Source organism: Lysinibacillus sp. NPDC056232 (genome assembly GCF_042267565.1).
Classification (GTDB): domain Bacteria; phylum Bacillota; class Bacilli; order Bacillales_A; family Planococcaceae; genus Lysinibacillus.
This window is the reverse complement of record NZ_JBHJTF010000054.1, coordinates 1-13,288: the sequence shown is the minus strand read 5'-3', so window position 1 is coordinate 13,288 and position 13,288 is coordinate 1. Positions and strand designations below refer to the sequence as shown.

Sequence of the window (13,288 nt, the reverse complement as noted above, 5' to 3'; positions counted from 1 at the left end):
AACAGTTTAGAGGTGTTTTATGGTTAATAAATCTTCAATGACAATGGAGCAATATGTCCATTCAACAAACGCACAACAAAAGCTATATAAGCGTACTCTTTTAATCGTGCTGATGTCGCAAATATTTGGTGGAGCAGGGCTAGCAGCAGGGATTACTGTAGGAGCATTGCTAGCAAAAGATATGTTAGGAACAGAAAGCTTTGCAGGTTTACCTTCTGCTCTATTTACCCTTGGCTCCGCATTATCAGCATTTATTGTCGGCCAGCTTTCACAGCGCTTAGGTAGACGCTACGGTTTATCGTTCGGTTTTATAGCGGGCGGTATTGGTGCAATCGGTGTGATTATTGCGGCTAATATGAACAGTATCGTGTTGTTATTTTTAGCTTTATTTGTGTATGGCGCAGGAACGTCTACAAATTTACAGGCCCGTTATGCGGGAACCGATTTAGCTAATGAAAAACAGCGTGCGACAGCCACAAGTATTGCAATGGTAGCCACAACGTTCGGAGCTGTCGCAGGGCCTAATTTAGTAACGCCTATGGGGGAAGTCGCGAAAGCACTCAATATGCCCGCATTAGTCGGCCCATTTATTTTAGCTGCTGTTGCGTACACTTTAGCAGGTCTTACGCTATTTATTTTTCTCCGTCCAGATCCATTATTAATTGCAAAAGCCATTGCTGCCGAGCAATATAAGCAACAAAGTAAAATGGCTGATGCGTCTGCTACGACAAATAGTCATGTAAATCGTATTGGAATTTTCATAGGAGCGCTTGTATTAGTTTTATCTCATGTTATTATGGTCGCTATTATGACAATGACTCCTATTCATATGCAGGGACATGGAAGCAGTTTAAGTGCTATTGGGATGGTTATAGGATTGCATGTCGCAGCGATGTATTTACCATCCCTTGGAACAGGTCTGCTCGTCGATAAAGTTGGACGAACTTTTGTCGTCATTGCTTCAGGGGTTATTTTGGCAGCGGCAGGCTTAGTTGCAGCATTTGCCCCAGGTGATTCTTTACTTTGGCTAACGGTTGCCCTCATATTACTAGGTTTAGGTTGGAATTTTGGCTTGATTAGTGGTACAGCGATTATTATTGACTCAACGACGATTGACAGCCGCGCAAAAACACAAGGCTCGGTAGATGTTTGGGTTGCTCTCGGTGGCTCAGCGGGTAGTCTATTATCAGGAGTTGTCGTAGCGTACACAAGCTATGCAATTTTAGGCTTTATCGGGATGTATGTAGCGTTACTTTTAGTGTCAGTGGTCTTATGGACGAAATACAAAGCTAAAAGCAATTTTAATTGAATCTCCTATACTTTTAGACTGTAGAGAAAAATTAAATAGCTATATAAATGATGGCTCACCTCGGTGGGTCTATTTTTTTGTCGTTTTTTATCATCTGTCTTAATAGAGCAATAGTTTGATTCTGTTTTTCATTTTCTCACTATGATACAATGAAAAGCACTGAATATAAAAAACCTCGAGGACGAGGTAACTGACGATAGAATCCATAGAACATAAAGGAGGAGCTTCTGGTGACGGTTCCATTTGTTACGGTAGAAGGTCCGATTGGTGTTGGTAAAACCTCTTTATCGAAAGAGATTGCAGCGACATTTAATTACCATCTATTAAAAGAAATAGTAGACGAAAACCCTTTTCTAAATAAGTTTTATGAAAACATAGAGGAATGGAGCTTCCAAACGGAAATGTTCTTCCTATGTAATCGCTATAAACAATTATCGGATATAAAAAAATTCCGTTTAACACATGATAAACCTGTTGTAGCGGACTACCACATTTTTAAAAATTTAATATTTGCAAAGCGTACATTGGCATCAACTGAGTATGAGAAATACGAGGAAATCTATAAAATATTAACGAAAGATATGCCTGTACCTAATGTAGTTGTTTATTTACATGCCAGTGTTGATACGTTGATGAAACGTATTGCGATGCGCGGTCGTGAATTTGAAAAAATGATTTCACGAGATTACATGGAGCAACTGGTGGCAGATTATCATTCCTTTATCGAGCATTTTGAGAAGATGCATCCCGAGATTCCTATTATTCGATTTAATGGTGATCAGCTTGATTTCGTAAAAAATCCAAATGATTTGACATATGTATTACAAACAATAAAGGACACGTTACAACAAAGGAGTTTGCAACAATGAATTTGAGAGAAAAATACGATATTCCACCACAAACGGTCATTACAATCGCTGGTACGGTTGGTGTAGGAAAATCAACGATGACAAAGGCGTTGGCAGAGGCGCTAAATTTCCGTACGTCATTTGAAAAGGTGGATACGAATCCATATTTAGATAAATTTTATGAGGACTTTGAAAAATGGAGCTTCCATTTACAGGTGTATTTTTTAGCGGAGCGTTTTAAGGAGCAGAAGCGAATCTTTGAATATGGCGGCGGATTTATTCAAGATCGCTCCATCTACGAAGATACAGGGATTTTTGCGAAGATGCACTATGACAAAGGTACAATGAGCCCAACAGATTATGAGACGTATACAAATTTATTTGATGCGATGGTGATGACACCGTACTTCCCGCATCCAGATTTGCTTGTTTATCTAGAGGGGCCAATTGATGATGTAATTGGCCGTATTCAAGAGCGTGGACGTTCAATGGAGCAACAAACACCGAATGATTATTGGATTGAAATGCATGAACGCTATGAGAACTGGATCAATAATTTTAATTCATGCCCGGTTCTACGTTTAGATATCAATGATTATGATTTATTAAAAAATCCTGAAGCAATTGAATCAATTGTGAGCCGCATCAGTCATATGCTAAAACAAACAAGTCATTTACGTAAATAAGAAATAGACTATGCTTAAAGTTTAACGTATAGTAAGGAAAACTTTGCGTTCTGGCCGCAGAAACAAGTAATTGAAGAAAATAAATCATCAAAAGACGTGAGACAATATATAGCCTATTGTGTCACGTCTTTTGAGTAGGAGGGATTGTTATAAGAATAGCGGTGTATTGCGGTTCTGGCTTAGGCATAAATCCAATTTATGCAGAGAAGGCAGCCGAGTTAGGTACTGTATTAGCTCAAAATGGTCATGGTGTCGTTTATGGTGGTTCGAAAACAGGACTGATGGGAAAAGTAGCAGACGCAGTATTAGAAGCTGGCGGAGAAGTTGTTGGTGTGATGCCAACTCATTTGCAGAAGCGGGAATTAGCACATGCCTCGTTAACAGAGATTCATTTTGTGGAGTCTATGCATGTACGTAAAGCCAAAATGGTAGAGTTAGCAGATGCTTTTATAGCTTTACCCGGTGGTGGTGGGACAATGGATGAATATTTTGAAGTGTTTACGTGGGCGCAAATTGGACTACATGAAAAGCCCGTAATTTTATACAATGTAAATAGCTTTTATGATGCGCTTTTACAACACTTTCAGAAAATGCTTGAGGAAGGTTTTATACGAACAGAACAAAAACCACTTATTCGTGTAGCTACTACATCGGAGGAAATATTACATTTATTAAAAGAACAGGGGTAACTTTTGCGCATGTTTTTTAATAAATGATGCGTTCTAATTGCCCAAATTGCCACAAAAAATTACCCCGCTCGGTAATATAATCCGAATTAATATTTCGTAATTTTCTGAAATATATTGAAATAGTAGATACATTTTATTTACAATAATTGAGTAAGTTTTCATAAATCATAATAGGGGTGTTATTGATGACAAAAGTGGAAGTAAGTTTTAAGCATTTGCCAACGACTGCAGTTTCAGATGCGACAGGGGGACATACGAATTTACGGAGTGATATTAAACCGTTAGCGGATCATTATAAAATTGCTGGTCGTGCGGTAACAGTACGTTTACCAGATGGTGAAAATGGTGCAGTATTGGAAGCCATTCGTGCTGCTAGAGAAGGAGATATTTTAGTAATTGATGCTAAAGGGAATACCAATCGTGCAGTTGCTGGTGATTTTGTTCTTTCATTAGCGAAGGGTATTGGTATACAGGGCGTTGTCGTTGATGGTGTTATTCGTGATATTGCAGCTATTCGTGAGCTAGATTTCCCTGTATTTTCACTTGGCACAACCGTAGCAGCTGGCCATAAAAATGGAGGTGGGGAAGTAAATGTTCCTATTGCTATTGGGGGCGTTGCTGTTCATCCTGGCGATTATATTATTGGGGATATGGATGGTGTTGTTGTCGTGCCTCAGAATGATGCAGAGCGTATGGTTGCAGCTGCTGAGGCCAAAATCCAAAAGGATGAAATACGTGCACAAGAAGCACACGTAAGCGGGAAAGAATCAATTATTGCTTATTTAGATAAAGTTTTAGCTTCTTTCAGCTAATGTTATTTGTAGCGACAGCAACATGGTTTTAACTATGCGAAAGCGAAGCGACAGCAACAAGGTTTTAACTGTGCGAAAGCGAAGCAACAACAACAACAACACACGACTGAGTGACCAACATCGTGCTGTTGCTGTCGCTACGTTAACACTACGCTTTCGCATAGAAAAAACTCTTTGCTGACGCTACGCTTTCGCATAGAAAAAAACTCTTTGCTGACGCTACGCTTTCGCGAAAAAAAACATTTGTTGGCCAAAAGCCTTCGGACGCAATTATGCCGAGGCATAAAAAAATCCTCACGATGCCATCCATACATCGTGAGGATTTTTTTAAATTTTTATGCTAAATTTTCATTTTCTTTAAAGTAATTTTTCATTTTCTCTGCATCGAAACGGCCTTCCCATTTCGCCATTACTAATGACGCAAGTGAGTTACCAATTACGTTAACGACTGTACGTCCCATATCAAGAATACGATCGATACCTGCGATGAATGCTAAACCTTCAATTGGAATGCCGACAGTACCTAAAGTTGCTAGAAGCACAACGAAGGATACTCCTGGAACACCTGCAATCCCTTTAGATGTAACCATTAATACAAGCATTAACGTAATTTGTTCACCAATGCTTAGGTGAATACCGTACATTTGAGCAATAAATAATGCAGCAATAGCTTGGTACAGTGTAGAACCATCTAAGTTAAAGGAGTAACCGGTTGGAATAACAAAGGATACGATATCCTTTGGAGCACCTAGTTTCTCCATTTTCATCATAACTCGCGGTAATACAGCTTCAGAACTTGCTGTTGAGAACGCTAAAATCAGCTCATCTTTTAGTACCTTGATTAAGAAGAAGATACTGATACCTGCAAATTTGGCCACAAGACCAAGAACGACAAAGATAAAGAATAGCATTGTTGCATAAACAAGTATAGCGAGTTTGCCAAGTGGTATTAGTGAAGCGAATCCATATTTGGAAACGGTTACACCAATTAAACCAAATACCCCAATTGGAGCGAATTTCATTACGAGGTTAGTTACCCAGAACATGGTATCTGCTACCCCTTGGAAGAAGTTTAATACTGGTTTACCTCGTTCGCCAATGGCAGCAACCCCTAAACCAAAAATAACTGAGAAGAAAATAATAGCAAGCATATCACCTTCAGACATTGCCTGAATGATATTTGTCGGTACTATACCTACAATAATATCAAATGGTCCTTCATGCTGTACTTCTTCTGTAGTTGCAACGTATTTCGAAATATCTCCTTTAGAGAGCTCGTTCATGTTTATGCCCGCGCCTGGTTGGAATAAGTTTGCGGAAAGTAAACCAATTACAATTGCTACTGTTGTAATAACTTCGAAGTAAATAAGCGATTTCCCGCCTAATCGTCCAAGTTGTTTCATATCTCCAGTGCCAGCAACACCAACGATTAAAGTGGAAATAATAATCGGTACAACGATCATTTTAATTAGATGAAGGAAAATATCACCTAGAGGTTGTAAATATGTTTCGATTTTTGGACTTCCGTAAAAGATTCCGCCAACAATAATCCCTAAAATCAAACCGACTAAAATTTGAGTGGCTAAACTGATTCTAAATTTCTTCTTCAAAACCTTAGTACCTCCTAATATTAAAATTTTTAGGACTTGCCTTACTTTAATAATACGGAGGACTTATGAAATCCGACAAAATCCGAGAAAATTAATTTACTTTTGTTAAAATGTCTGAATATAACACCTGAATAAACTTCTTAATATTAACTTTTGCTTTGCGATTTTTGTGATCTTCTATCTGAGTCATAAGCAGACGAATTTCTTTAAAGTCAAAGTATCGAGGTGCATAATATTCAAATTCGGAGTTTGTATAATCTACGACACCTAAATTGGCGAGATTTATCATCGCTGCTAATATAGTACGGCGCACACGCTGTTCAATGGCTTTACTTTCCTTCAAAATTTCATCGGGTGTAGCCTTTGTGACAACTGCAATTTCCTCATAAAGCTCCTTTAATGGAGGAAGCGGTGCAATTTTGTGCTGATGAGCAAGCAATGTTTCGATAATAGCTATAATATCTTCGCTTCCGATTTCACCAACGATACCCATATCATTTAAGATAGATTGAATATGATCACGTGACGTTGCTTTATGATTTATTTGTTCACTTAGATCAATATTTGTAAGTGACTGGCGAATAATAAGCAATGAATTTTTTAAGCGAAATTGTTCAGTTGTTTTACGTAAAACATTCTCGACTTCAATACGGTTTATAGGCTTATGAATAAAGAAATCTATACCTTGCTCATATGCCTCACCAACCATTTCCTTATTCACGACCTGAGAAATCATGACAAATTGCCCCTCAAAACGATTTTGAATAAGTTGTTCGACTGTTGCTATTCCATCAAGCTTAGGCATAAGCAAATCGATCAGTACAAACTCTGGCTGAGTCATTAAAATTTGTGGAATGGCATCTTCGCCATTACGTGCTTCACCAATTACTGTACCTAAACCACCATCTTCAATAATTTGCTTTAACATGACCCGACTTGCTCGATCATCATCTACAATAAAATACCTCATTTAAGTCTCTCCCGTTTGAATAGTTTGCGTAGGAACTTTAATTTTAAACATCGTGTTTTGATTGTTTGATTCAACGGATATTGAGCCATTTAATTTATTTACTAATTCAACAACGTGTGAAAGCCCAATACCTGTAGCTGCGACACCGTCTACATTGTATTTTGTGGTGTATCCAGGTTCAAAAATAATAGAGAGATTACTTTGTGGAATTCCCTTCCCATTATCACATACTGTTATTACAGTATCATCCTGTTGCTGCTGAATGGCAATAGAAATGACACCCTGACCCTCAATTGCTTCAATAGCATTAGCTGTTAAATTATTCAAAAGTGCAAGCAATGCAATATGTTCATTCGTTTGAAAATCGATGTTAATATTTATTGTAAACTCTATTTCTTTCCCAAGAAAATTAGCATACTTACTGTTACCGTCTTCAATATAATGTAATAGCTCCGACAATCTAAGGGAGCCAAAGCTCTTATCACCAACAATTTTAGAAATACCTGCATAAATGCGTTGAGAATCCTTCTTTACTTCATGAATTTCCTGGGCAATATGGAGTGCCTGTAAACTTTCTGCGCGATAGCCTAACGATTTTAATTGTCGATATAATTCAAACCCACTAACTGTAATTGCTTCTATGTGGTTCATAGATTTTTTTAAATAAAGTGTCTCAACATATAAATCTGAACCAATCGTAAGCATTTCTTGAACACGTTTTTTTTGCTCAGCAATTAAAATGGAACTATAAATACCAACTACAAAGAAACTACGTAATAAAGCTACTGCTAATAATATAAGCAAATCATGGAGTAATAAAAAAGTATTAGCATTTATAAAAAAACGAAATAGTTGTTCCACTAAATTACTAAATACTTCACTAAAAGCAACTAGTAATCCAAGCATTAGTGGTTTTTCTCTATATTGATGAATACTTAAAATTTGTAGGCATATTGCAAACGAAATATAAAAAGCAGCTGCAGGTAAATGTATTAGTAAACTATCGACTACTGGAACATCATGTAAAGAGTAATTACTGATAACTCGAAAAATGGTTGTCACGATGCTCGTAGTAAATCCAGCTAAAATGATAGAAGTGGGTCTAAGTAGAGTGCATAAAAAGAAAATGATACTGCCTAATCCGAAACGAAAAGGTGTATTAGCGAAAGGCATTATTTTAATCTCACTACCGATAGCAGTTAATAGAGCAATTATGAAAATCCAAGTGAGGGAAGCACGAGATAAATAAAATTTCGAGTGCATAAAAAGATCCTCCCTAATCAATTTTAACGGAGCAATATAGCAAAGAAAAGATATGCTAAAGAGCTCGTTACGTCTTTGAAATAAAAGTAATTGTACCACTACTTTTGATGTTACGGTGGGGCGGAACGTGACTTCGAAACGAAAGCGCATTTGTTTAGATAAAATAATACTATAGATTATTCCCGTTTATAAAATCATACTTTACAATAAAAAAAATACCACAACCTAAGTGGAAGTGGCATCTAGTAAGTGTTACATATAATTTTTGGGCAAAAAAAAACGGCTACATTTGTAGTCGGAATTTTAAAACTGGAGGAGGTAGAGGGATTCGAACCCCCGCGCGGTGTTACCCGCCTGTCGGTTTTCAAGACCGATCCCTTCAGCCAGACTTGGGTATACCTCCATGTTGTTTTGTTGCATTGTCTCATCGACAAAAATAAATTTATCATATTTTGAAATACTCGTCAACAGGTTTTTTATAATTTCTTTTTTACAGTGCAGATAGAATATTCCACACAAATATTATGTGTATTAAGTTGCAATTTATGAAAACAGTTAGTATACTAGTTATTGCCGTGCTAGGTGGGAAGGTAGCGGTGTCCTGTAACTCGCAATCCGCTCTAGCGAGACTGAATTCCTTTTTCGAGGCTGTCCGTATTGTTTGGTCTGCCTTTTGCACGTAGTGTTGACGATTGGGTCCTGCGCAATGGATACCCATGAACCATGTCAGGTCCGGAAGGAAGCAGCATTAAGTGGTCTTATTCATGTGCCGCGGGGTTGCCTAATCTGAGCTAACGACAAGAGTAACGCTTATGTGCGGCTGTCGAAGAAAGGTGCACGGCATTAAATTGCCAATTCAAACGCATCCGTCTACAAAAGGCGGATGCGTTTTTTTATTATGTTTACAAGTTGTTTTTTTATTTTGATTTTATACTATTTGTTAGGTTTTTTAGACGGAGGGGCAGTTGCCGGAACGTTTGAGGGATCTACAAATTGTACCAAAGCAACGGATAAGATAGCACATAAAAGAGAGGTAGGAAGATTTACTTTAGCCTCCCTTATAAGTGAGCTGGAATTATTATATTTCTATTGAAAAGCGAAAAACAATCGTCCTGATTTTTTAAAAAACGACGACACTATTTTATAAATAATGAAGCAAATGCTATAATGGAACTATTCTATATAATGAAGAAGAGGAGAGGAAACCATTGACGTATCAAGCATTTTATCGTGTGTATCGACCGCAATCATTCCGAGAAATGTCAGGTCAAGCACATGTCAAAAGAACGCTACAAAATGCTCTCCTAGCGAATAAAACAACGCATGCTTATTTATTTTCAGGCCCACGTGGTACTGGGAAAACAAGTACGGCTAAAATTTTTGCAAAGGCTTTAAACTGTGAGCATGCACCATCAAAAGAGCCTTGTAATGAATGTGCTACTTGTTTAAGCATTACAGAAGGTTCTCACCCAGATGTTATTGAATTTGACGCGGCGTCTAATTCACGCGTTGAAGAAATACGAGATATCATTGAGAAAGTTCGATTTGCTCCTGCGAGTAGCAGATATAAAGTGTATATCATTGATGAAGTGCATATGCTTTCTACAAGCGCTTTCAATGCCCTTTTAAAGACATTAGAAGAACCACCTGCTCATGCTGTATTTATTTTAGCAACGACAGAGCCTCATAAATTGCCTGCAACGATTATTTCGCGATGTCAGCGCTTTGATTTCAAACGTCTTTCAACTAATGATATTATTGAGCGCATGAAAGTGGTATTAGAGGATATTCAGTTACCATTTGAGGAACAAGGTTTAAAGGTAATCGCACAATCAGCAGCTGGTGGTATGCGTGATGCTTTAAGCTTATTGGATCAGGTTGTATCCTTCAGTGGAGAAAAGTTGAAGCTTGAGGATACATTACTTGTGACAGGTTCTATTAGTCAGGAAATTTTCTATGAATTAGCAGAAGCTCTTAAAGGTAAAGATGTCGCACAAATGCTTGCGTTATTAGAACAGCTTATTGCGGATGGGAAAGATCCTCTTCGACTTTCAGAGGACTTGATTACATTTTTCCGGGATTTATTACTACTGCAAACAAGTGAAGATTTGGCTGAATTATTAGAGCTAGTATCACCAGAGGAGCGAGTATTTACATTAGCGCATGATTTTGCACCGGATTTGCTCTATGGCTACATTGATATTTTAGCGAAAACACAGCAAGAAATGCGGTTCTCCCACCATACAAAAATTTACTTAGAAACAGCGTTACTTAAAATGGTGCAGTTTTCGGGAGGGGCAGTAGGTCAGACTGCCACTTCAGGTGAGGTAGCTATGAGCCCTGAGCTCGCTCAAAAAATCGTGGCGCTTGAGCAGATGGTGCAACAACTATCAGCCCAATTACAAGCTGGTGCTCCTGTGCAAACGGCGCAATCACCAAAAGAACAACGTCCGCGAGCAAAAAGTCCAAATGGCTATAAAGCACCAACAGGCCGTATTCAAGAGATACTAAAAGATGCTACAAAGCAAGATGTACAACGTATCAAATCGGTTTGGGCACAGGCATTAAGCCAACTGCAAAAATCTCAGTCAGCTCTTTTAGCAGAGGCAGAACCTGTTGCGGCATCATCAAGTGCTTTTGTGTTAAAATTCAAGTATGATATTCATTGTCAAATGGTTGCTGAGAATCAATCCCTAAAAGCTCATTTCACACAATTAATTGCAGGGCAAACTGGTACTATGTATGAAATGCTTTGTACGCCTGAAGAGACTTGGTTAAAATTACGTGAAGAGTTTATTCGTGATCATGGCTTACAGCAGGAGAATAAATCTCAGAATGAAACCGATCATGAAATGGAATTAACAGAACCACCACCGGCAGAAATGCCAGAAGGGCCGTTTATCGACGATGCTCAACCGCTTGCTTCACAAGATCCACTTGTGACGGAAGCAGAAAAGCTGTTTGGTAAAGATTTTATTGAAATTGTTGAAGACTAATCATTTAGGAGGAATATGTTTATGCGTGGAATGGGAAATATGCAAGGTATGATGAAAAAAATGCAAAAAATGCAAAAAGAAATGATGGAGGCTCAAGAGGCTTTAAACGCAGAGCGATTTGAAGGCGCAGCTGGTGGCGGTATGGTGAAAGTATCTGTAACTGGTCAACGTGAAGTCGTAGAAGTAAATCTTGATCCATCAGTAGTAGATCCAGACGATATCGAAATGCTACAAGATTTAATCGTTATTGCTACAAATGAAGCATTGAAAAAAGTAGATGAAAAAACAAATGCAACAATGGGTAAATTCACTCAGGGCATGAACCTTCCATTCTAGGAGGTAAAAAAATGTACTACCCAGAACCTATATCGAAACTGATTGATAGTTTTATGAAATTGCCAGGTATCGGGCCGAAGACCGCGGCTCGTCTGGCGTTTTTTGTACTAACAATGAAAGAGGATGACGTTTTGTCCTTTTCAAAGGCATTAATTGATGCTAAACGAAATTTAAGCTACTGCTCCGTATGTGGCAATATAACTGATGTAGATCCATGCCATATTTGTACGGACAAACAACGAAATCATTCTATTATTTGTGTTGTTCAAGATACAAAAGATGTGATTGCAATGGAAAAAATGCGTGATTTCAATGGTATGTATCATGTATTACAGGGAGCTATTTCACCTATGGATGGTATTGGTCCAGAGGATATTAATGTCGCTTCCCTGCTAGTTCGTTTGCAAGATGAGACTGTTCAGGAACTTATTTTAGCCACGAATTCAACTATTGAAGGCGAGGCAACAGCTATGTATATTTCTCGTCTAGTGAAGCCATCTGGTATTCGAACAACACGGATTGCTCATGGACTACCAGTAGGTGGAGATTTAGAATATGCAGATGAAGTAACGTTATCGAAGGCAATGGAAGGTCGCCGAGAATTGTGAGTGAGGGATTAATATGTTCTTCCGCAGTAAGGGAAAATTAAAAAAAGAATTCGATGACAAGCTTGTGAGTCTTATAAAAGAAACAAAAGAGGATTTACAGCAAGCAAAGATAATTGAAGAGTTCCTAGATGACTATGATTTAGAAGCAATTGCTCAACGAAAAGTGGCGGAGAGTATACATTTTTATTTGTTTAAGGAAGCTAGAATTCGGAGAGTATTGATTAAATAATAGTTTTCAACTTATTTCAGCGGGTGTCCAAACATCCGCTGAAATAAGTTAATATAGGATGTTAACCTAAATCCATCGCATCCTTGCGATAACGGCTAACTGACCTGCGTCGGTAAAAACGCCACGTCCTGGCATTACCGAAATGGCCGACATCGTGTAGGCCCTCGTGTTGTTGCCGCTGACGCTTTGCTTTCGCGCAGCAGGCCTAAACACAAAGCCGAATCCGGACGCATTGTTTATCTGCGCGACAGCTACAATTATGCCGAGGAATAATTGGTATTCATAGAAGCAATATAGGAAACATAAACTTTCGTAATTATATTTAAGGGGGAAACCATGTGTCGTGGTTAGTAATTATGAGTATTTGTGTGCCTGTAGTGCTTCTTTTTCTTTATATAATAATAAGACATGCCAAGATGGGTAAAATTTTAGAAGGAATGTCTGTATTTTGGTTCAGATTTGCTTTTGCCTTTCTACTATTATTTATTATTCACTTAGGCATAGGGTATGTTGGCTATAATGTACCAATTAATCTATTTTCAGTGTTCACGATTGCAATATTGGGTATTCCGGGTGTACTAGGAGTAACTGCCTTAATCTATTTCTTATAAAATACTTGCAAAGAAAAAATATTGTGGTATAGTAATAAGAGTCGTTAAGATAACCGTTGGAAAACAAATAGATTTTAAGTTTTAAAATAGTTGTTGACATTGAGTTTACGACATGATATTATATAAGAGTTGCTGCTGAAAAAACAGCAACAAAATGAACCTTGAAAACTGAACAAGCAAAACGTAATCAATAAAGTTTTTAGTAACTAACCTTGAGTTAGTGAATGAAACAAAATTTTGGACATCAAACATGATGCCAGCAAAACAATTTGAGCTAATCAAATTTCTTTTTATGGAGAGTTTGATCCTGGCTCAGGACGA

14 protein-coding genes, 1 tRNA gene and 1 other RNA gene are annotated in these 13,288 nt (G+C 37.9%); 12 read left to right on the top strand and 4 right to left on the bottom strand.

Annotated elements, in window-relative coordinates; genetic code table 11:
• Positions 1 to 19 precede the first annotated feature (19 nt).
• The 6 genes from ACFCYJ_RS24785 (at position 20) to ACFCYJ_RS24760 (ending at position 4,525) form a co-directional block, all read left to right on the top strand.
• A complete protein-coding gene (locus tag ACFCYJ_RS24785) occupies positions 20 to 1,309 on the top strand; it encodes an MFS transporter (RefSeq protein ID WP_376078322.1) in 1,290 nt (429 codons plus the stop codon).
• A 230-nt stretch (positions 1,310 to 1,539) separates the two neighbouring features.
• Positions 1,540 to 2,178, top strand: a complete 639-nt coding sequence (locus tag ACFCYJ_RS24780) for a deoxynucleoside kinase (protein ID WP_376078319.1) — start codon at positions 1,540 to 1,542, stop codon at positions 2,176 to 2,178.
• A complete protein-coding gene (locus ACFCYJ_RS24775) occupies positions 2,175 to 2,843 on the top strand; it encodes a deoxynucleoside kinase (protein ID WP_370048811.1) in 669 nt (222 codons plus the stop codon). The genes ACFCYJ_RS24780 and ACFCYJ_RS24775 overlap by 4 nt, the downstream gene beginning before the upstream one ends.
• Before the next feature lie 161 nt (positions 2,844 to 3,004).
• On the top strand, positions 3,005 to 3,532 hold the full coding sequence (locus ACFCYJ_RS24770; RefSeq protein ID WP_376078316.1) for an LOG family protein: 528 nt from the start codon (positions 3,005 to 3,007) through the stop codon (positions 3,530 to 3,532).
• 185 nt (positions 3,533 to 3,717) lie between these two features.
• The gene (locus ACFCYJ_RS24765) at positions 3,718 to 4,344 is read left to right on the top strand and encodes an RraA family protein (RefSeq protein ID WP_376078314.1); all 627 of its coding nucleotides are present in this window, start codon (positions 3,718 to 3,720) and stop codon (positions 4,342 to 4,344) included.
• Between the two features lie 22 nt (positions 4,345 to 4,366).
• On the top strand, positions 4,367 to 4,525 hold the full coding sequence (locus ACFCYJ_RS24760; protein WP_376078311.1) for a hypothetical protein: 159 nt from the start codon (positions 4,367 to 4,369) through the stop codon (positions 4,523 to 4,525).
• A 154-nt stretch (positions 4,526 to 4,679) separates the two neighbouring features.
• Here the strand turns inward: ACFCYJ_RS24760 and ACFCYJ_RS24755 are convergent, their stop codons facing one another.
• The 4 genes from ACFCYJ_RS24755 to ACFCYJ_RS24740 all read right to left on the bottom strand — a co-directional run bounded on the left by ACFCYJ_RS24755 (position 4,680) and on the right by ACFCYJ_RS24740 (position 8,590).
• The gene (locus ACFCYJ_RS24755; RefSeq protein ID WP_376078309.1) at positions 4,680 to 5,954 is read right to left on the bottom strand and encodes a cation:dicarboxylate symporter family transporter; all 1,275 of its coding nucleotides are present in this window, start codon (positions 5,952 to 5,954) and stop codon (positions 4,680 to 4,682) included.
• Between the two features lie 91 nt (positions 5,955 to 6,045).
• Positions 6,046 to 6,924: a response regulator gene (locus ACFCYJ_RS24750; RefSeq protein WP_376078306.1), complete on the bottom strand. Its 879-nt coding sequence runs from the start codon at positions 6,922 to 6,924 to the stop codon at positions 6,046 to 6,048.
• Entirely contained in the window at positions 6,925 to 8,187 is a 1,263-nt protein-coding gene (locus tag ACFCYJ_RS24745) for an ATP-binding protein (protein WP_376078303.1), read from the bottom strand. It lies immediately after the preceding gene.
• A gap of 310 nt (positions 8,188 to 8,497) precedes the next feature.
• Positions 8,498 to 8,590 (bottom strand) — tRNA-Ser (locus ACFCYJ_RS24740).
• Between the two features lie 170 nt (positions 8,591 to 8,760).
• Here ACFCYJ_RS24740 and ffs point away from each other — a divergent pair.
• The 6 genes from ffs (at position 8,761) to ACFCYJ_RS24710 (ending at position 12,967) form a co-directional block, all read left to right on the top strand.
• An RNA gene (gene ffs, locus ACFCYJ_RS24735) (signal recognition particle sRNA large type) lies at positions 8,761 to 9,028 on the top strand.
• Positions 9,029 to 9,395: 367 nt separating this feature from the next.
• Positions 9,396 to 11,183 carry a DNA polymerase III subunit gamma/tau gene (gene dnaX / locus ACFCYJ_RS24730; RefSeq protein ID WP_376078302.1) on the top strand — a complete coding sequence of 596 codons (1,788 nt, stop codon included), beginning with the start codon at positions 9,396 to 9,398 and terminating at the stop codon, positions 11,181 to 11,183.
• 21 nt (positions 11,184 to 11,204) lie between these two features.
• The gene (locus ACFCYJ_RS24725) at positions 11,205 to 11,519 is read left to right on the top strand and encodes a YbaB/EbfC family nucleoid-associated protein (RefSeq protein WP_376078299.1); all 315 of its coding nucleotides are present in this window, start codon (positions 11,205 to 11,207) and stop codon (positions 11,517 to 11,519) included.
• A gap of 11 nt (positions 11,520 to 11,530) precedes the next feature.
• On the top strand, positions 11,531 to 12,127 hold the full coding sequence (gene recR / locus ACFCYJ_RS24720; RefSeq protein WP_049662542.1) for a recombination mediator RecR: 597 nt from the start codon (positions 11,531 to 11,533) through the stop codon (positions 12,125 to 12,127).
• 13 nt (positions 12,128 to 12,140) lie between these two features.
• Positions 12,141 to 12,356, top strand: a complete 216-nt coding sequence (locus tag ACFCYJ_RS24715; RefSeq protein ID WP_376078295.1) for a YaaL family protein — start codon at positions 12,141 to 12,143, stop codon at positions 12,354 to 12,356.
• 338 nt (positions 12,357 to 12,694) lie between these two features.
• Positions 12,695 to 12,967: a pro-sigmaK processing inhibitor BofA family protein gene (locus ACFCYJ_RS24710; protein WP_376078293.1), complete on the top strand. Its 273-nt coding sequence runs from the start codon at positions 12,695 to 12,697 to the stop codon at positions 12,965 to 12,967.
• The last annotated feature ends 321 nt before the right edge of the window (positions 12,968 to 13,288 follow it).